The sequence below is a fragment of the Cyclobacterium xiamenense genome (assembly GCF_900109255.1).
GTDB classification, from domain to species: Bacteria; Bacteroidota; Bacteroidia; order Cytophagales; family Cyclobacteriaceae; genus Cyclobacterium; species Cyclobacterium xiamenense.
Map to the genome: position 1 here is coordinate 372,598 of NZ_FNZH01000002.1, position 19,531 is coordinate 392,128.

Here is a 19,531-nt window from a genome sequence, read left to right on the forward strand (position 1 = left end):
TACCTTCTCTGGTATTGGGCTTTCAATTATTAAAAAATAAAAGTAATTTACCGATTCGAAGGGTATACCGAGTCGGTGTACCGCCGAATCACGTACACTAATTGTAGCTATTCTTAGCAAGTTCCATGGTAAATAGAGTAAAAAAAATCACTTTTTTTGGTGCCGTCTTTTCGGTGCTTGTTATCGGCAGTGCCTATCAGGTAGAAGAAGCCTTCGAGCCGTATGCGCAGGAAATTCCCGGTACGGGAAAGTCCTTTTCCCTGGTACCGATTCCGGAAGGATCCTTCAAGATGGGAAGCGATTCGGGAGATGCGGACGAAAGCCCGGTGCATGAAGTAAAAATTGATCCATTTTGGATGGCCTCACACGAGGTCACCTGGGACTTGTTCGAATTGTTTTTGGACAAGGGATTTGAGGCGTCGACCAGTGAAGGTCCCCTGACTCCTGAGGTAGACGGACTTACCAGGCCCTCCATTCCCTACCTGGACATGACCTTTGGCATGGGGAAGGAAAACAAACCAGCCATTGCCATGACGCAATACGGAGCGATTCAGTTTTGCCGCTGGCTGTATCTGAAGACCGGTGTCTTTTTCCGTCTCCCTACAGAGGCAGAATGGGAGTACGCTGCGAGAGCGGGTACTGAAACGGACTTTTTTTTCGGTGACGACCCGTCCGCATTGGGTACCTATGCCTGGTACGCAGAAAACAGTGAGGGCGTGACCCATACCGTAGGACAGAAGGAGCCAAACCCCTGGGGCCTGTACGACATCCTGGGCAATGTAAACGAGTGGACACAGGATCATTACCAGGCCGATGCCTACGACGCCCGGCAGGAACCGGCCGATAATCCCCTGATTGAATCCGAGGAATTGTATCCCAAAGTGATTCGGGGTGGCAGTTATGACAGCGAGGCCTCTCAGCTGAAAAGTAGCAAACGCTTTGCCAGTACTCCCGAATGGAAACGCATCGATCCGCAAATTCCAAAAAGTCAATGGTGGTTCCCGGAGGCCCCCTTTCTGGGGATGCGGGTCGTACGTCCACTCAATCCTCCAAGTCCAGAGGAAATCGCAGAATATTTCGGTAAATTACCAGAAGAAGACTATTAATAATCTAACTCAAAATGCAATGAAAGTCAAGAATACCAACCAAAGAAGGGATTTCATCAAAACATCCGCCGTTCTTACCGGTGGAGCCATGCTCAGTCCATTCAGCCTTCCAGGCGCCTACGCCGCTGGGGAAGACGCCATCAAGATTGCTGTTATCGGTTGTGGTGGCCGGGGTACCGGAGCCGTTTTCCAGGCCTTCGAGACGGGACACAACATCAAACTAGTCGCCATGGCCGATGCCTTCAAAGATCGGTTGGACCAAAGTTACGAGCGAATTTTCAAGAAATACGGCAAGGACAAAGTAGTGGTGCCGGAAGAAATGAAGTTTGTGGGCTTTGACGGATACAAACATGCCATGAAAGAGGCCGATGTGGTCATCATCGCCACGCCTCCCGGTTTTCGTCCCGATCACTTTGAGGAGGCCGTCAAACAAGAAAAGCAGATATTCATGGAAAAACCCGTCGCAACCGATGCGGTCGGCATTCGACGGGTATTGGCCGCCGCAGAAATCGCTAAAGCCAAAAAGCTAAACGTGGTCGTTGGCCTGCAGCGGCATTACCAGGACAACTACATTCAAACCATCGAACGCATTCACAACGGGGCCATTGGCGACATTATCGGTGGCCAGGTGTTTTGGAACGATGGGGGTGTCTGGGTGCGCGAGCGACAGCCCGGACAGACCGAAATGGAATACCAAATGCGAAACTGGTATTATTTTAATTGGCTTTGTGGCGATCACATTACCGAGCAGCACGTGCACAACATCGATGTAGCCAACTGGGTAAAAAATGGCTACCCCGTGAAGGCCGAGGGAACTGGCGGAAGGACCGTTCGCAGAGGAAAAGATCACGGAGAAATTTTTGACCACCACGTGGTCTTGTTTACCTACGAAGATGGGACTGTTATTCACAGCGAATGCCGTCATTTTCCAGGGGCAACCAACAGAGTAGACGAGAGTTTTCAGGGGACTTCTGGTAAAGCATACATGAACGCCGGGCATGTGGGAAGGCTGAGTGACTACAAAGGCAATAGCTTGTACGACCACGATGGAAAAGGAAACGCCAATCCCTACCAGGTAGAGCACGACCTGTTGTTTGCCGCCATTGTCAAGGGTGAATACAAGTTTGCCGACGCGGAAAACGCCGCCAAGAGTACCATGAGTTCCATTCTCGGGAGGTACGCCACCTATTCTGGAAAAGTGGTGACCTGGGATGAAGCAATTAATTCGAACATTAATCTCATGCCGGAAACGCTGGCCTGGGATGCCACACCCAAGGTGGTGCCTAACGAGGATGGGTACTACGCATTTGCTGTTCCTGGACAAACCAATGTAGTATAAGCCGATGAAACGAAGGAAATTCATACAAAACGTATCGCTGGGAACAGCCGCTGCCGGCCTGACGGGCATGGGAACATTGAACGCTGCACAGTCCGGCTTTCGGGAGGCTGACGAACCCTTTAACCTGGACTATGCGCCCCATTTCGGCATGTTTAAACAGCACGCGGGAGAGGATCTTTTGGATCAAATAACCTTCATGCACGAAAGGGGTTTTCGAAGCCTGGAAGACAACGGCATGATGGGCAGGACGCCCGAGATGCAGGAGAAGATCGGTAATCATTTGGCCAAATTGGGCATGACCATGGGGGTTTTTGTACTAAACAAAGGCGGAAATGGGGCCAACACACTGGCTGCAGGGAAAAAGGAACACGTAGATATCTTTTTGGAAGGTTGTAGAAAAGCGGTGGAAGTAGCCAAAAGGGTCAATGCGAAATGGACGACCGTGGTACCGGGGGATTACCAGCGAAACCTGCCCCTGGACATTCAGACGGCCAACGTCATCGAGGCCCTCCGAAAAGGAGCGGAGATTTTGGAGCCACACGGCTTGACCATGGTTCTCGAGCCTTTGAGTGATACCCCAAACTTGTTTTTACGGTATTCTCCACAGACTTACATGATTTGCAAAGGCGTGAATAGTCCGAGTTGCAAGATCCTCTACGATATTTACCATCAGCAAAAAAACGAGGGGCACCTGATTACCCTTATGGACATGTGCTGGGAGGAAATCGCCTACATTCAGATCGGTGACAACCCGGGTAGAAAAGAACCGGGAACCGGAGAGATCAATTACCAGAACGTATTTAAATTTATCTACGATAAAGGATTTAAAGGTGTTTGCGGGATGGAACACGGCAATTCCATGCCGGGTAAAGAGGGGGAAGCAGCGGTAATTGCTGCCTACCGGAAAGCGGACAGCTTTCTTTAAGTGATAGAGCACCGAAAAAAATAAAAAAAGGGCAGCCGTTAAGACGCTGCCCTTTTTTTATTAGGCCACCAGGCCCTTTCGTTTTAAGATGGTTTCAACGAATTTGATTTCGTTTTGGGAATTAAATATTTTGAAGGGCAAATGAATGAATTGTGCCTTGGATAAGACCAGGATGTACGCCTGATCCTTTATTTGGGCTTTTTTTATCATTTCCCATTTAATGGGCATCCCTTGTTTGCTGTTTATTTTCATCATCACCTGCCGGCTGTCAATCTCGTAGGAAAGTTTTTCAAACATCACTTTGTTTTGTTCCATTTGGGTGACTCCGGCAAACTGGATCACCCAAAAAAGCCAATACAAGGCATAGGCAAGCAGGGCCATGCTGATCCACCACCAGGAAGCAATCCAAAAATACCCGCAAGCGATAGCAACCGCAATCAGTGCCACCCACCATTGTTCCTTGAATATGTTTACCAATCCTTGCTTGATATAGGTACCTGTTTCCAGTTTGTATTTCTTAGTTTTGACAATCATGTTATGCTTTTACTTTTTGATCCGCAAATATCCTATGTTATCGCTTAGATAGCAAGTTAATTTGGTTTCCCTTTCTATTTTTATTTTTTTCCAACATTGCCCCCAATCTCATGGTTAACTTGTTGATTTATTAAAATTTATATTGTAATTTGATTGGAAATCTTTGGATATGATGAGTAGCCTGGTAATCGATTTGGTCTTGTGCGGTGTGGCCTACGTAGTGTTAATTTATTTCGTTGCCACGTTAACCAAAGCCAAAATCAACAAAAACCGAAGAAATAACGACGATGATGGAGACGGTGGCGTGGAAGATTTCACCCCGCCAAAAATCGACCTACCCCCAGGGATCGTGTGGCCCTCCGAGGACAAGGATAAAACGAAAAAACCGGTTGTCTTTTAGTTAGTCTGCTGGGCTGCAGTTCTTGCAGGTCCCCTGAATAAGCAAGCTCATTTCCCGAGACTTGTATCCTTTCGGTAAATTTAACTTTGGTAGAGCGATTTCTTCCAGACAGTTGGTGTCGCCGCATACCTCGCATTTAAAATGTACGTGCTCGTGATCGTGGTGGGGCAATGCGGGACTGTGGTTGCACAGGGCATATTTTGCCGCGCCGGTATCGTCCAGCACTTTGTGGATCAGGTCATTTTCTAAAAAAGTTTTTAAGGTGCGGTAAATCGTTACCCGGTCAAAGTTTTCCTTAAGGGCCTCCTCCAAGTCGGAATGAGAAAGGGCAACCTGTCTCCCGAGAAACGTATCCAGCACATCCCGCCTGCAACTCGTTACGCGCAAATTATTTTCCTTTAATATTTCGGCTGTCTTCAGTGTCATCACTTCCGGATTGATGCAATTTAATTTTTCTAAGCGGTTTCTAGCTGTAGAACCGCGGTTTTCTAAGAAAAATTCCCAATCTCTCGCGGCGCTACCTGGGATTTTGGACTCATTTCATTTTTTTCCAACCCCTAAACACCAAAACACCTCCAATGACAGAAACAACGGTTGCGGTGACTGCGGGTAGCGTCTCGCCGTATATCCAAAATCCAGCCGCAAACAACGCAGCGTATACCATGATGGAGCCGATGAGCATTAATCCGATTTCCATGGGGAGTTGACCGACCTCTTCTTTCTCCTCGGGGTATTTGGCCAGTAGGTTTTTCCAGCCCCAGCTTGCGGGACGTACCTTCCTGTAAAATGCAAGCAGTACCGTATCGTCTTCCGGCTTGGTCAACAAGGTGACCGACACCCAGGTGATGGTGGTCAGGGTGACGCCAAATAGCAATTTCAGGTAAGCCATGTCATCCGGAATGGGCCAAAAGCCTAGTTTGTTGTGGATGGACTCAAAATAGATGGCCACCAGGAAAGAAACCACCATGGCGGAAATTTCGGTATAGGCATTTATCCTCCACCAAAACCAGCGAAGTATAAATATTAGACCGGTACCCGCACCAATCTGCAATAAGATGTTGAATGCCTCCAGGGCATTGGAAAGGACGGTGGCCAGCAAGGCTGCCAGCACCATCAGGCCCACCGTAGAAAGCCGACCTACGGCCACCAATTCTTTGTCGGAGGCGGTGGGTTTTACAAAACGAGCGTAAAAATCATTTACCACATAGGAAGACCCCCAGTTCAAGTGGGTGGAAAGGGTGGACATGACCGCCGCAATCAACGAAGCCAGCACCACACCAATGAGTCCGGTAGGCAGGAAGGTCAGCATCGCCGAGTAGGCCAGGTCATCGCCTAGCTTTCCGGGTTCAATGTTGGGAAAGGCCTCTTGCATGTCGCTCAATTGGGGGAAAACAATCAGCGAAGAAAGGGCAATGATAATCCAGGGCCAGGGTCGTATGGCATAATGGGTGATGTTGAATAGCAATGTCGCTCCTATCGCGTTCTTCTCGTCTTTGGCAGAAAGCATCCGCTGGGCAATGTAGCCCCCTCCTCCCGGCTCAGCTCCGGGATACCAGGTCGCCCACCACTGCACCGCCAGGGGCATGATAAACAGTGGGATCAACAAGTTCCAGTCACTGAAGTCCGGAATAATGTTCAGTTTGTCGGATACATTGGGGTGGGTAAGTAAATTGTTTAAACTACCGATTTCGGGCAGGTTGACCACATAGATGGCCGCTCCAAACGCCCCCGCCATGGCGATGAAAAACTGAAAAAAATCGGTTAATAAAACGCCCTTCAAACCGCCAAGGGAACTGTAAATTACGGTTACTACCGAGACAATCAATAGTGTTTCCCAGGAGCTGAGTCCCAGCATCACGCCAAATATTTTAATGGCTGCCAGGGAGACCGTGGCCATGATGACCACGTTGAAAAAGACACCCAGGTATAAAGCCCGGAATGCCCTCAAAAAGGCAGCGCCCTTTCCCCCGTACCGCAATTCATAAAATTCCAAATCCGTGGTTACCTCCGACCTTCTCCACAACTTCGCATAGACAAACACCGTCAGCATACCGGTCAATAAAAAGGCCCACCAGACCCAGTTACCCGAAACCCCGTTTTTCCGGACGATGTCGGTCACCAGATTGGGTGTGTCGGCCGAAAAGGTGGTTGCGACCATACTTACCCCCAACAGCCACCAGGGCATGTTTCTTCCGGAAAGAAAAAATTCCTTGGCATTCTTTCCCGCTGTTTTGGAGGCAAAGACGCCGATTAGCATGGATATGACAAAAAATGAAATGATTATTGCCCAATCGATGATTGAAATATTCATGATGAATTTGGATTAAGATGGTTTGTTGGTCCGGGTTCTGAACCGAAGTTCGACCACAAAAGGTTTTGGTAAAATTTTTCTAAATAAATAAAACTTTTTCAATTATTTTAAATAATTAGGGAAAATTTTCGCTTGGATGAAAATCAATCCCTTTTCCGGTACGGATGCGCCCGGTCGGGTAAATATAATCTCTTTCGTGTATATATAGCTAAAAGAATTGTAATTTTACCCCTATAAACTGGAAAAATCGGTAAAATAAATCGGTGAATACCGAACCAAAAACGACTATGAATGAATCGGTATTGGATGCGTTGAAAGCAGCCTACGGATGGGAAACGGATCAAATCAAACATCGCAGATTCGGATCGGGTCACATTCACAAGACCTATCTGCTCACTGTAGACGGTCAGGTCTATATTTTGCAGGAGTTTAACGACAAGGTATTTTCCCTTCCGGAACGCATCTCAGGTAACCTGGCCTACCTCATGGAGCAGTTTGATCCAGGCCAACTCCCCTTTGCGCTGCCCATGCCCGTTACCAACCGGGAAGGTAGTTTCTTCACCCGGCTGGACGGAGGCCTCTTTCGCCTATTCCCCTTTGTGAGTGGCATTACCCGGGATGCCATCGATCAACGGGGACAAGCAAAAATTGCTGCCGAAGCGTTTGCGCGTTTTATTCAGGTCTTTCTTCCGGCAGACGCCAGACAACTCAAAGATACCATTCCCCATTTTCATGATTTGGAAAAACGGTATCGGCAGTTTGATACCGCACTGCTGCACCCGAAGGTGTCCCTGGATCGCGCTACCAAAGAAATGATTGATTTTTACCGGGAAAAGAGCGAGCTGGTGGATAAATACCTGTACTACCGTTCCCAACTTCCCCTACGCGTCACGCATAACGACACAAAAATCAACAATTTGATATTTGCCGAAAACCTAGAACGGGTAAATGCGCTTATAGATTTGGACACCATCATGGCCGGGTTTGTGTTTTTTGATTTTGGCGATCTGGTGCGGACGGTAGCCTGTACCCGGGATGAATCCTCGATGGAATGGGACAGTATCGACGTGGATATGGTAAAATACGAGGGGCTTCTGGAAGGGTTTTATACGGTGTTGGCTGGAGAAATCGGGAGTGAGGAATTGGAATCCTTGCCTTTTGGCGGGGAAATGATGACCTTGATCATGGGCGTTCGTTTTTTGACCGATCACCTAAATAGAAACGTCTACTACCAGGTGCAGTACCCCGAGCAGAACCTGCACCGGGCACAAAACCAGGCAGCATTGCTTGATGCGTTGATCGGAAAACGAGCGGCCATAAACGCTCTGGAAGAAAAGTTAAGGAATGAATTATCGTTGTAACCACCTGCCAAACCGCGTAAACCTTGTCCGGATTTTTTGATACCAAAATCGAATTCCTGAAGGGAGTAGGACCTCAAAAAGCAGCTTTGCTAAATTCGGAGCTGAATATCTTCACTTTTGGTGAACTGCTTCAACACTATCCGTTTCGGTACGAGGATCGAACCCGGTTTTACAAAATTAGGGAAATTCAGGCGGACCTTCCACTGGTGCAGGTCGTCGGGAAGGTTCTGTCGGTTCAGTCTATTGGTGAGGGAAGGAAAAAACGGCTTGTGGCCCAGTTTGCCGATGAAACCGGGACCATCGAACTCACCTGGTTTAAGGGACTGAGTTGGGTCAGCAAGAAATTAGTAAAGGGAGTTCCCCTGGTGGCCTTTGGAAAGCCGCAGCGCTTTGGTAGCAAGTTCAGCATGGCACATCCGGATTTGGAGCCGCTAGGTGGGACTGTGGATCAGGCGCCGTTTTTTCAGCCGGTCTATCCCACCACCGAGAAGCTCAGGCACCGCTTTCTGGATAGCAAAGGCCTCTCGCGAATGTTAAAAGGGCTGCTTCCCCTTGCCCTGCCCAAACTCCCGGAAACCCTTCCTGCAGCCCTGATTGAGTCGCTGGCATTGCTACCAAAGCGGGACGCGATCCGTGAGATTCATTTTCCCTCCGGAAGCGATTCCTTACGAAAGGCCTTGCACCGGTTGAAATTCGAAGAGTTTTTCTTTTTGCAGTTGCGCCTATTAAAGCTTAAGCTGGCTCGAACCGAAAAATACAAAGGAAGGGTTTTGGATCAAACGCGGTTGCTTACCCGTTTTTACCACGATATTCTGCCCTTTCAGCTTACCAACGCGCAGAAGAAGGTGATCCGCGAAATATACAACGACTTGAAATCCGGCTTGCAGATGAACCGGTTGGTGCAGGGAGACGTGGGTTCCGGCAAAACCATTGTGGCATTTATTTGCCTATTGGTGGCGGTGGATTCCGGGTACCAGACCTGCCTGATGGCCCCTACCGAAATTCTCGCCAATCAGCACTACGAGGGCTTGATGCCCTATGCCCAACAAATGGGGCTGAAGATTGCCTTGCTGACTGGGTCGAGCAGTAAAAAAAAGCGGGAGGAGATACATCGGGAACTGGCCTCGGGAGCATTGCATTTACTGGTGGGCACCCATGCGCTGCTGGAAGATGTGGTAAAGTTTCACCGGCTAGGCTTGGCCATTATTGACGAGCAACACCGGTTTGGAGTCGCACAGCGGGCAAAATTATGGGCAAAAAACGAAGATTTTTATCCCCATGTCCTGGTGATGACGGCCACGCCCATTCCCCGGACCCTTGCCATGACCTTGTATGGAGATTTGGATATCTCGGTGATAGACGAGCTACCGGCCGGACGTAAAGCGATTCAGACCCTGCACCGGTACGACAAGGATCGGCTTCGGGTTTTCGGGTTTTTAAAAAAGCAGATCGAACAGGGCCGGCAGGTGTACATCGTTTACCCGCTGATAGAGGAGTCCGAAAAGAGCGACCTGAAAAGCCTGATGGATGGTTACGAAAGTGTATGCCGGGCTTTTCCCGGATACCCCATCGGGATATTGCATGGCAACATGAAATCGGCTGACAAGGAATACGAAATGAACCGTTTTGTAACCGGCGAAACCAAAATAATGGTGGCTACCACCGTGATCGAAGTAGGTGTCAACGTACCCAATGCCACGGTAATGGTGATCGAAAACGCCGAACGATTTGGATTGTCTCAGTTGCACCAGTTGCGGGGACGGGTTGGCCGGGGAGCCGAGCAATCCTACTGCATCCTGATGAGCAGGTACGAACTGGGCAAGGACAGCCGGCTGCGTTTGGAAACGATGGTTCGGACTTCCAACGGTTTTGAAATCGCCGACGTGGATTTGCGAATTCGGGGTCCGGGGGACCTTTCCGGAACCCAGCAGTCCGGTATAACGGACCTGAAGGTGGCTGATTTGGCCAAGGATGGAGCCATCCTCTCTCAAGCAAGGGAGGCAGCCCGAACGGTATTGGAAAAAGATCCCTATTTACGTTTTCCGGAAAACAAGCCCATTGCCGATCAGCTAGCCCGATTGCGAAAAAATGAGTTGAATTGGAGCAGAATTTCGTAAGGTATTCTTTCTAATGGTGCATATTTAATTGTATTCACTGTAAATTGGTACGTTTTTGGTGTTTTTGTCATAAAGTCAGCTAAGCGATGAAGATAAAAGTAATAATTGGCAGTTTTTTAATTGGGGTTTCGGTGATCGGTTCCTGTGTGCCACAGAAGAAATACCACGAAGTAAACATAAGGAATGCTGAAATGATGCGTTCCTTGAGAGATACCGAAGATCAACTGGATAGTGCGTTCCAAAAACTGGCAGACATGCGGCAGTCGAACGCAGAACTGGAGGAGAATTTGGTAGCCGAACGGCAGGAAAAAGCAGAACTGGAAGCGCGGCTGGATCGGGCCATGTCCACGTCCTCCTCCGTTAGGCAGGAGTTGACAGAAAAGGAGCAGCGCCTGTCGGAGCAGCAACAGCGATTGGATTTGCTCCAAAATCTATTGGACGAGCAGCGTTCGGTGATGGAAAATTTGAAAGCTACGATCGATAAGGCCCTGGTGCAATATCGTTCGGATGAGCTTCAGATCAACGAGCAGGATGGGAAATTGTACGTGTCCTTGCAGGATAAGCTGCTTTTTTCATCGGGTAGTGCTACGGTAAATCAGGATGGTAAGGAAGCACTGGCAAAACTGGCGGTGGTTTTGAACAACAGCCCGGAGATCCAGATTATGGTGGAAGGCCACACGGATTCGGTACCGATACGTGGAAGGTTTGAAGACAACTGGGAATTGAGCACTGCCCGAGCTACGGCGATTGTCCGGCTTCTCACAGGAACCCTCAGTGTGGCGCCCGAGCGGGTCATTGCAGCGGGAAGAAGTTTTTATGAACCCAAGGCATCCAACGAATCGGCAGACGGCCGGGCAAAAAACAGGCGGACAGAAATCATACTGACACCTCGACTGAACGAGCTGTTCCAGCTTCTAAACTAACGAGATCTAAGGCCCATGGACTACAGGTATTATGTGCTGTACAAGCCCTATGGTGTGTTGAGTCAGTTTAGCGGAGAAGGCGAAACCCTGGCTGCACTTGGGGGCTTTCCATCCGACGTGTACCCGGTAGGGAGACTGGATAAGGATAGCGAAGGGCTGTTGCTGCTTACCAACGATCCCAGGTTAAACCACCTGCTTTTGGACCCGGTGCACGCGCATGCCCGCACGTACTGGGTTCAGGTGGAAGGGAAAATTTCGGCGCATGCGTTGGGGCAACTGGAGCAGGGGCCATCCATCCGAGTCAAAGGGAAGCGAGTCAAAACAGCGAAAGCGACCGTCAGACTTCATCCCGAAGCGGGTACCTTATTGCCGGAGCGTCTTCCTCCGATCCGGTACCGCAAGCAAGTTCCCGATACCTGGATAGCCCTTACCCTGACCGAGGGAAAAAACAGGCAGGTACGGAAAATGACCGCAGCGGTGGGGTTTCCTACGCTGCGCCTTGCGAGGTGGGCAATAGAGGGGCTCACGGTGGAGGGCTTTCGGTCGGGAGAGGTAAGGGCCTTTAACGAGGAAGAAGTATATGCCTTGCTGGGAATTTCCCGGTCTCGGCCGGGTTCCTTTTAAAAAAAAACGGTAATATTTGATTCGGGTAGAAAATAAGAAAAGGTTCTGCATTGGGATAAACCATGAATTATTCTAATTTAGGCTTCTATTTTAGCCGGTAGACTTAACCAATTAATTATAACCATAACATATCAGCATGCATCAGGAGAAGATACAGGAAGTCATTCAAGAAGTGAAAAAGATAGTTGTCGGTCAGGACAAGATGGTCAACCGGCTCCTGATCGGCCTGTTTACCAACGGCCACATCTTGCTGGAGGGGGTTCCGGGCCTGGCGAAGACGCTCACGGTAAATACCTTGTCCAAAGTGCTTCATTTGGATTTTAAACGCATACAGTTTACGCCAGATCTTTTGCCTTCCGACCTGGTGGGTACGATGATTTACAACCAGCTTAATGCGGATTTTGAAGTTAAAAAGGGCCCGATATTTTCAAACATTATCCTGGCGGATGAGGTAAACCGGTCTCCGGCCAAGGTGCAATCGGCGTTATTGGAAGCCATGCAGGAAAAGCAGGTAACCATTGGGGAGACCACCTATTTTCTGGACAAGCCCTTTCTGGTACTGGCTACCCAAAATCCCGTGGACCAGGAGGGTACCTATCCGCTTCCGGAAGCGCAGGTGGATCGGTTTATGATGAAGGTAAACATCGATTATCCTTCGCGTTCGGACGAGTTGGAGGTGATGCGTCGGATGACAAACGCTCATTTTGCTTCGGAGGTACGCCCGATCCTGGATAAAGAAGACATCTTTGCCATCCGAAATGCGATCAATGAGGTGCAAATCGCCGAGGCACTGGAGAATTACATCATCGAACTGGTTTTTTCTACCCGGTTTCCAGAGAAATACGGCATGCAGGAAGAGGCCAAGTACATACAATTTGGTGCGTCGCCCCGCGCGTCCATCAATTTGAATTTAGGAGCAAAAGCACTTGCCTTTATGGACGGGAGGGACTATGTGTTGCCGGAAGATATTAAGGGCATTGCCGAAGACGTGTTGAATCACCGAATCATTCTCAACTACGAGGCAGAAGCAGACAATGTCAGTACCCGAGATTTGATCCACAAGATACTCGACAAGATACCTTTAAACAAGGTAGCGGGCATCCGTTAGTCGCAGGCGGGTTTGGAGAGAAGGGCGTTGAATGGATAAACACAAATTATATTGGCTGTTACAAATATTTGGTTGGCTGTGTTTTGCGCTGGTCAACCTGTTTTTTGTATCGCTGGCCAGAGGGATTACTCCGATACAGATTGGCGCCTATTTTTCGCTGGCCATTTTCTATTTTTTGTCTACCCATTTTTTCCGGTTTCTGATAAAAAATAACAATTGGCTAAGTTTTGAACTTACCCGCCTGATCAGCCACGTCTTGATCGCCGTGTTGATCCTGAGTTTTTTGAACACGCTTGTACAAGTGTTGATCAATTGGATTTTTGGCACCTTGCACCTGATGGATGATTTTCGGCCGCTGGTGTTGTTGGCCAATTTATTTACCAGTTTTCTGTTTTATTCGCTGTGGTCACTGCTGTACTTCCTTTTTTATTTTCTGGATAATTACAACTCCAGCTTGAAATACCAGGCGAGGATCAACGAAATCAAGCTAATCCATTTGCGCAACCAGCTCAATCCGCATTTTATCTTCAACGCATTGAATAGTGTCCGGGCGCTGGTAGACGAAAATCCGGTAAAAGCCAAATCCGCCATCACCCAGCTCTCCAATATTCTGAGGTATTCGCTGATCATGGACAAGCACAAAACCATTCCGTTGGCCGAGGAGATGAACACCGTCAAGGATTACCTGAATTTGGAAAGCATACGTTTTGAGGAGCGGCTAAAGGTAATCTACGATGTCGAAAAAAAAGCCTACGACTACAAAATACCCCCAATGATGCTGCAGACCATCGTGGAAAATGGGATCAAACATGGCATTTCCAATTTGATGAAAGGCGGATTAATAGAAATAAAATGCACGATAGGTCTCTTGGATGATTTGTATATTTGGGTCAGAAACAGCGGCCACCTAAAGCAGGACAAATCGCCCAAAAAGAAAGGGGAAGGGCATGGCTTAGCCAACACCATACAGCGGTTAAAATTGATTTATGGCAATCGGGCTAGCTTCAAAATATTTAATTACGGGAACGAATTTGTCGTTACAGAAATTAAAATACCAAAACAAAACGTTAATTTAGAATAAAATTTGTAAAGATATGCGTGTATTAGTAGTAGATGATGAACGATTGGCGAGGAAGGAACTCATTAATTTATTGAATCAAAACGATAATGTAGAGGTATTGGGGGAGGCAACGAATGTAGACGATGCCAAAGAGAAGATCGAAGAATTGCAACCAGAGGTACTTTTTCTGGACATTCAAATGCCCGAAAAAACCGGTTTTGATTTACTGGAAGAACTTGATTTTGTTCCATTGGTCGTATTTATTACCGCCTATGATGAGTTTGCACTGCAGGCTTTTCAGGTAAATGCCCTGGATTATTTGTTGAAACCCATCGAGCCGGAGCGCTTGACCGACACGCTGAAAAAGCTGGAGAAAAAGTTGGAAGACCTGAAAAAGGAGGAGGAATCCGCCTCAAAGAGCCCCAAGAGTAAACTTTCCCTTAGCGATCAGGTCTTTGTCAAAGACGGCGACAAATGCTGGTTTGTCAAGCTTTCTGATGTACGCTTGTTTGAGTCGGATGGGAACTACATCAAGGTGTATTTTGAAACCAACAAACCCATGATTCACAAATCACTGAATGCATTGGATGAGCGATTGGATGAGAAGTCTTTTTTCCGGGCAAGCCGAAAGCACATCATCAACCTGAGTTGGGTAGAATCCATCGAACCCTGGTTTAACGGTGGCTTGGTGGTGACGTTGAAGGGGGGCGAGCGGATTGAAGTAAGCCGAAGGCAAGCAGCCCGATTTAAAGATTTGATGAGTCTTTGATTTGGATAGGCCCAATCATTTATCTTTTTTGCGCATTTTATTGCGGTATCGCTGCATTAAATTGTGTTTTAATTTGTAAATTCGGCGAAACAGCTTTTATTTAAATTTTTCCCTTAAAAAACAGACCATGAAAGAAGAACGGATACTTATCGTTGAAGACGATGTAAATATTTCCGAAAATATTGAGGAAATTCTGCAGCTTTTAGGTTATGTAAACATCGACATAGCCAATTCGGCAAATCAGGCCATCAAAGTAGTCAAGAAATACCGTCCCGACATGGTCTTTATGGATATCAAGCTGAAGGGCGATAAGGACGGAATCGAACTTGGGGAAATCATCCAGCAGATGGTGGATGCACCCATCGTATACGTCACTTCCTACAGCGATCCGGCCATCATCGAGCGCGCAAAAAGGACGCATCCCGCGGGGTTCATTGTAAAGCCCTTCAACAGCAACGATATCCACGCCATGGTGGAAATCGTGCTGTACAACCAACGAACCAGACCGGCCCTTTCAGAAGGGGCAAGCGCCAAGATCGCAGAAAGTCCCTACCTGGTAGTAGATGCCGTGTATATCAAAGCAGATAATAGCTTTGAACGAGTAGATTATTCGGATATCTATTATGTGGAGGCCAACGGCAACATGGTGACCATTTTCACGAAAAACAGGAATTTTACCATCCGAAAATCGATGAAAGACATGGAGGAAAAATTACCATCCAACCTTTTTCTGCGGGTGCAAAAATCCTACATCGTCCAGTTGGGACAAATTGAGAGTTTCAATACCAAGGAGATTAACCTGAAGACTGGGGACGTGGTGCAGGTAGGCCGGCAATATTACAATAGCTTCCTGGCCAAGCTCAATACCATTACAGAAAGCTAAACCTACAACAAATCGTTTGCCAGATTGGCCAATTCGGACCGTTCTCCTTTTTCCAGTTTGATGTGGGCATACAGAGGGTGGTTTCGTACCCGGTCGATCAGATAGGACAGCCCGTTACTTTGGCTGTCCAGATAGGGTGTGTCAATCTGAAAGACATCTCCGGTGAAGACGATCTTCGTGTTTTCTCCAGCCCTGCTGATAATGGTTTTTACCTCATGGGGGGTCAGGTTCTGTGCCTCGTCCACGATAAAAAAGATATTGGAAAGGGAGCGACCACGAATGTAGGCCAGGGGCTGAATGACTAACTTTTCCTGGTTTACCATGTCGGAAATCCGCTGGTATTCTTTGTCGCTCTCTTTGTATTGGTTTTGGATAAACTTCAGATTATCCCAAAGCGGCTCCATGTACGGATTCAGCTTCGATTTGATGTCTCCCGGTAGGTATCCTATATCTTTGTTGCTCAGGGGTACAATGGGGCGGGCCAGGAAAATCTGTTTGTAATTACTGCGTTGTTCCAGCGCCCCTGCCAATGCCAACAGGGTTTTGCCCGTTCCGGCCACACCCTGAATACTCACCAACTTGATCGCCGGGTCCATGATGGCGTGCAGGGCAAATGCCTGTTCGGCATTTTTTGGGCTAATATTGTAGGCTTTTGACTTGGAAATTTTTTGAAAAGACTTCTCTTGCGCCTGGTAAAACGCCAGGATGGATGCATTGGGGGTGCTTCCTTTTAGAATATAAAAGGTGTTGTTGGCGGGAATGGTTTTGCGGCGTTTGCCAAAAATGGCGGCCCCTTCCAGCCTGCTTTTTTCGTACAGGTCATTGATGGTGTCCTGGCTGACGTTTTCAATGACATCCTTGCCCGTATTTTCAATTTCTGAAATGTTTTTGATTTTACCGGTTTCGTAGTCCTCTGCCAGAATGTCCAGTGATTTGGCCTTAAGTCGGAGGTTGATGTCCTTGCTGACCAGGATTACTTTGCGCTTTTTTTCGGTTTGCCGCACACTAAGTGCTGCATTCAGTATTTTGTGGTCGTTTTTTTCCTCGCCGAAGATTTCGTTGGCGTTGAGCGCGTTGTCCGGATTCATCATCACCTTAAAGGAACCTTTGGTTTTCCCGTTAAGCGGCGTCCAATGCTGAATCATCTGATCCTTTGAAAGCCGGTCCAGTAGGCGAATGAACTCTCTGGCTTCGAAATTTTTGGTGTCATTGCCCTTCTTAAATTGATCGAGCTCTTCCAGTACCGTAATTGGAATCACTACGTCGTGTTCGGCAAAATTCATGATGGAGTGATGGTCATACAAAATGACAGAAGTATCCAGAACAAAAATCTTTTTTTCCTGAGTCGATGCTTTCTTCACCATACAAACAAAATTGGAGTGGAATGACTACTAATAATACTTATTTTAATCGAAAAAGCGGTAAGAATTCGCTGAAATATATCCCTTGAATTTGACAGAAAAAAACGATAAATGCTAACCGGCTAATTAGCTGTGAATTACAAGCAAGAGGGCAATACGGCTCGGGGTATGGCGCCAGGATAATTTGGACGGAAAACAATCAATCGACTTCGTTCCAAATTTCCCAGGCTGCCTCCGCCTGTAGGTGCAGCATCTCCATCCCATTTTTGGTCTTGGCCCCTCTTCGAGCGGCTTCGCGCATCAGGCTGGTTTCCTCCGGGTTATACACCAGGTCGTAATACCACTGTTCCGGTCCGAGCCCGGCAAGTGGAATTGGCGGCAGGTCGGCGGTATTGGGATAGGTGCCAAGCGGTGTAGTATTGATAATCAAGGGATATTCCTGCAGCAATTGAGGGGAAGCAGTGAGGTCTTCATACGATCGCGTGGTACCCGAATCCGGGTTGGGACTTCTGGAAATCCGTAAAAAGGAGATGTTCAGGTCTTTTAAGGCCTGTGCAACCGCCCTGGAGGCACCTCCCGTTCCCAGGATTAGCGCCCCGGGCCGCTCGATTCCGAGCCAGTTTGAAAGCGAGGTTTTAAAACCAAAATAATCGGTATTGAAGCCAATTAATTCCAGTGGAGTGATTTTAATGCAGTTGACCGCCCCAATCTCTCTACAGGCGGGATCCAATCGATCCAGGTAAGGAATGACTTCTTGTTTGTAGGGAATGGTGACATTTAACCCTACCAGTTCGGGTTCATTCACCAATACTGCCGGTAAGGCTTGTATCTCCGGGAGTTCATACAGTTCGTATTGGCAATCCACGATGCCTTCTCTCCGAAACTTTTCCGCAAAATAGCTTTTCGAAAAGGAGTGTGTCAGGGGAAATCCAATAAGTCCGTATTTTTTCATTCTCTAGAAAAATTATGAGCCAGCCGGTCGATCCCTACCACCAAAATTACTCCGATTAAGAATGCAAAAATGGCAAAAAGAAAGGCGGGTTCTTCCCCCGTCTCTACCAGGTAAACGTGTGGAAGGATGTTTTCGGTAAGGAGTGGTTTTTGCAAACCGGAACTGGATATCCGGTACGAAAGCACTTTTTTCCAGGGCCATATTTTGTTGATCGAACCGATCATAAAACCCGAAAGAAAGGACAGGGTCAATGCGTGATAGTTTTTCAAAAACCAGGAAATGACCCGGCTGAACAGCAACAGACCACCGATACACCCCAGAGCAAAGGTAGCCAGGATAAGGATATTTCGATCGTTGACGGCAGCCAGGATATACTCGTATTTGCCAAGGATGAGCAGCAGGAAGCTTCCCGAAATTCCCGGCAAAATCATGGCGCAAATGGCAATGGCGCCTGCAATGAAGGTAAACCAAAGGTTGTTCGGTAAGGCCATTAGGGGAAGTTCGGTGATAAAAAAAGCCAATACCGCGCCCAGGGGAAACATTAGAATTGCCAGTAGGTTCCAACGCTTGATATCCCGCAAAATAACGATGGCACTGATGAGAATCAGCCCGCAGAAAAACGACCAGAGTGGGATAGGATGGGTTTCGATGAAGTAGGTAATGGCTTTTGAGAAAGCGAAAATACTCGTGAAAATGCCCATAAATAGGACCAATAAAAAGCCACCATTGACGTGTTGCCAGAATGAAACGAACTGCAGACGTCGGAGTAGCTGTAGGGCTTCCAGATCGAATGAATTGATACTTTCCAGTAGTTCTTCGTAGATCCGCGTCACCAAAGCGATGGAGCCTCCTGAAACCCCCGGCACGATATCCGCACTTCCCATACCCATTCCCTTAAGGAACAAAATTATCCAATCGCCTAATCGCTTCATTGTGTGGCCTTATTTTAGTTGATCCGATGAAAAACAGCTCGTTTAGAGATTTAAAAAGAAATCAAAGGTATCTCCTCTCAGGCCTAATCGCAATGTTTCCAGCGGGATGATTTCATTGGGAGCGATGTTGCCAAGGTTTACATTTGAACCGAGCAATTTGATAAACCAGACTTGCTGCTCTTTTTGGGGAGCTTCCCAGATGATTTGTTCCTCCGGAATCTGCGTGAGAATTTCCTCCACCAGGCCCTGCCGTACTTCTCCGGAGTCCCGGAAAAGGCCCACGGTACCACCTTCCCGGGCTTCGCCGATTACTTTCCATGCGCCAGCGTCCAGTTCTTTTCGCATTTGTTCGATCCACTTATAAGGGGGGATGATTTTGGCGGCATCTTTTGAACCTACCTCGGACAAGACAGTCACCTGCTTGGCCAGTGTTTCGATGTAGCGGCATTTTTGGCCGTGATCCAGGGTGATGGATCCATCGGATACTTCAGCGAATGAGAGTTGGTATTCGTCCAAAAGACGAACGTAATCGTCGAATTGATTTCGGATTACAAATGCTTCAAAAAGCGTACCGCCAAAGTAGACGGGAATGTCTGCAGCCCGATAGATATCAATTTTTTCCCTTAATTTTTTGGTTACAAAAGAAGTTGCCCAACCTAGTTTTACAATGTCCACATAATCCCCACTTACTTCAATAAAATCTTCTACCTCTCTTAGACTGAGCCCTTTGTCCATGGCCATGGTAAATCCGGAATTTCGGGGCTTCACAGTCCGTGAAGGAATGCTCTTAAGAACGTAATTCATTCAACGATATTTTGATAGTAGC

Annotated in this window: 19 protein-coding genes; 12 read left to right on the forward strand and 7 right to left on the reverse strand. The window is 47.7% G+C overall.

The window, feature by feature from the left end; translation table 11 throughout:
- Positions 1-125: 125 nt before the first annotated feature.
- From BMW71_RS06355 to BMW71_RS06365, 3 genes are read left to right on the forward strand one after another with little or no spacing between them, the layout of a single operon-like run.
- A complete protein-coding gene (locus tag BMW71_RS06355) occupies positions 126-1,106 on the forward strand; it encodes a formylglycine-generating enzyme family protein (protein ID WP_092171066.1) in 981 nt (326 codons plus the stop codon).
- Positions 1,107-1,125: 19 nt separating this feature from the next.
- A complete protein-coding gene (locus tag BMW71_RS06360; RefSeq protein ID WP_092171068.1) occupies positions 1,126-2,445 on the forward strand; it encodes a Gfo/Idh/MocA family protein in 1,320 nt (439 codons plus the stop codon).
- A 4-nt stretch (positions 2,446-2,449) separates the two neighbouring features.
- On the forward strand, positions 2,450-3,370 hold the full coding sequence (locus BMW71_RS06365; RefSeq protein ID WP_092171070.1) for a hydroxypyruvate isomerase family protein: 921 nt from the start codon (positions 2,450-2,452) through the stop codon (positions 3,368-3,370).
- Between the two features lie 60 nt (positions 3,371-3,430).
- Here BMW71_RS06365 and BMW71_RS06370 read toward each other — a convergent pair whose 3' ends face one another.
- Positions 3,431-3,904, reverse strand: coding sequence for a YcxB family protein (locus BMW71_RS06370; RefSeq protein WP_092171072.1), 474 nt, complete (start codon positions 3,902-3,904; stop codon positions 3,431-3,433).
- Positions 3,905-4,076: 172 nt separating this feature from the next.
- On the opposite strand from BMW71_RS06370, the gene BMW71_RS06375 reads away from it, so the two are divergent.
- Complete coding sequence (locus tag BMW71_RS06375) at positions 4,077-4,304, forward strand: hypothetical protein (protein ID WP_092171074.1); 228 nt, start codon at positions 4,077-4,079, stop codon at positions 4,302-4,304.
- Here BMW71_RS06375 and BMW71_RS06380 read toward each other — a convergent pair whose 3' ends face one another.
- Both BMW71_RS06380 and BMW71_RS06385 read right to left on the reverse strand, forming a co-directional pair.
- The gene (locus tag BMW71_RS06380) at positions 4,305-4,730 is read right to left on the reverse strand and encodes a Fur family transcriptional regulator (protein WP_092171076.1); all 426 of its coding nucleotides are present in this window, start codon (positions 4,728-4,730) and stop codon (positions 4,305-4,307) included.
- A gap of 109 nt (positions 4,731-4,839) precedes the next feature.
- Positions 4,840-6,615: a sodium:solute symporter family protein gene (locus tag BMW71_RS06385; protein WP_092171078.1), complete on the reverse strand. Its 1,776-nt coding sequence runs from the start codon at positions 6,613-6,615 to the stop codon at positions 4,840-4,842.
- 287 nt (positions 6,616-6,902) lie between these two features.
- On the opposite strand from BMW71_RS06385, the gene BMW71_RS06390 reads away from it, so the two are divergent.
- The 8 genes from BMW71_RS06390 to BMW71_RS06425 all read left to right on the forward strand — a co-directional run bounded on the left by BMW71_RS06390 (position 6,903) and on the right by BMW71_RS06425 (position 15,460).
- Positions 6,903-7,976, forward strand: coding sequence for a phosphotransferase enzyme family protein (locus tag BMW71_RS06390; RefSeq protein WP_092171080.1), 1,074 nt, complete (start codon positions 6,903-6,905; stop codon positions 7,974-7,976).
- A gap of 23 nt (positions 7,977-7,999) precedes the next feature.
- On the forward strand, positions 8,000-10,093 hold the full coding sequence (gene recG / locus BMW71_RS06395; RefSeq protein ID WP_092171082.1) for an ATP-dependent DNA helicase RecG: 2,094 nt from the start codon (positions 8,000-8,002) through the stop codon (positions 10,091-10,093).
- 86 nt (positions 10,094-10,179) lie between these two features.
- Complete coding sequence (locus BMW71_RS06400; RefSeq protein WP_092171084.1) at positions 10,180-11,016, forward strand: OmpA/MotB family protein; 837 nt, start codon at positions 10,180-10,182, stop codon at positions 11,014-11,016.
- 15 nt (positions 11,017-11,031) lie between these two features.
- Positions 11,032-11,640 carry a pseudouridine synthase gene (locus BMW71_RS06405; protein WP_092171086.1) on the forward strand — a complete coding sequence of 203 codons (609 nt, stop codon included), beginning with the start codon at positions 11,032-11,034 and terminating at the stop codon, positions 11,638-11,640.
- 136 nt (positions 11,641-11,776) lie between these two features.
- Positions 11,777-12,748 (forward strand): AAA family ATPase, encoded by a 972-nt coding sequence (locus tag BMW71_RS06410; protein ID WP_092171088.1) that lies wholly within the window; start codon positions 11,777-11,779, stop codon positions 12,746-12,748.
- A 31-nt stretch (positions 12,749-12,779) separates the two neighbouring features.
- The gene (locus tag BMW71_RS06415) at positions 12,780-13,829 is read left to right on the forward strand and encodes a sensor histidine kinase (protein WP_092171090.1); all 1,050 of its coding nucleotides are present in this window, start codon (positions 12,780-12,782) and stop codon (positions 13,827-13,829) included.
- 13 nt (positions 13,830-13,842) lie between these two features.
- On the forward strand, positions 13,843-14,577 hold the full coding sequence (locus tag BMW71_RS06420; RefSeq protein ID WP_092171092.1) for a LytR/AlgR family response regulator transcription factor: 735 nt from the start codon (positions 13,843-13,845) through the stop codon (positions 14,575-14,577).
- A 127-nt stretch (positions 14,578-14,704) separates the two neighbouring features.
- A complete protein-coding gene (locus tag BMW71_RS06425) occupies positions 14,705-15,460 on the forward strand; it encodes a LytR/AlgR family response regulator transcription factor (RefSeq protein WP_092171094.1) in 756 nt (251 codons plus the stop codon).
- A 2-nt stretch (positions 15,461-15,462) separates the two neighbouring features.
- Here BMW71_RS06425 and BMW71_RS06430 read toward each other — a convergent pair whose 3' ends face one another.
- From BMW71_RS06430 to BMW71_RS06445, 4 genes are all read right to left on the reverse strand, one after another.
- Positions 15,463-16,824, reverse strand: coding sequence for a PhoH family protein (locus BMW71_RS06430; RefSeq protein WP_092171095.1), 1,362 nt, complete (start codon positions 16,822-16,824; stop codon positions 15,463-15,465).
- Between the two features lie 196 nt (positions 16,825-17,020).
- Positions 17,021-17,773 (reverse strand): shikimate dehydrogenase family protein, encoded by a 753-nt coding sequence (locus BMW71_RS06435; protein WP_092171097.1) that lies wholly within the window; start codon positions 17,771-17,773, stop codon positions 17,021-17,023.
- A complete protein-coding gene (locus BMW71_RS06440) occupies positions 17,770-18,705 on the reverse strand; it encodes a DUF368 domain-containing protein (RefSeq protein ID WP_092171099.1) in 936 nt (311 codons plus the stop codon). The genes BMW71_RS06435 and BMW71_RS06440 overlap by 4 nt, the downstream gene beginning before the upstream one ends.
- 42 nt (positions 18,706-18,747) lie before the next feature.
- The gene (locus tag BMW71_RS06445) at positions 18,748-19,509 is read right to left on the reverse strand and encodes a phosphosulfolactate synthase (protein WP_092171101.1); all 762 of its coding nucleotides are present in this window, start codon (positions 19,507-19,509) and stop codon (positions 18,748-18,750) included.
- Between the last annotated feature and the right edge of the window lie 22 nt (positions 19,510-19,531).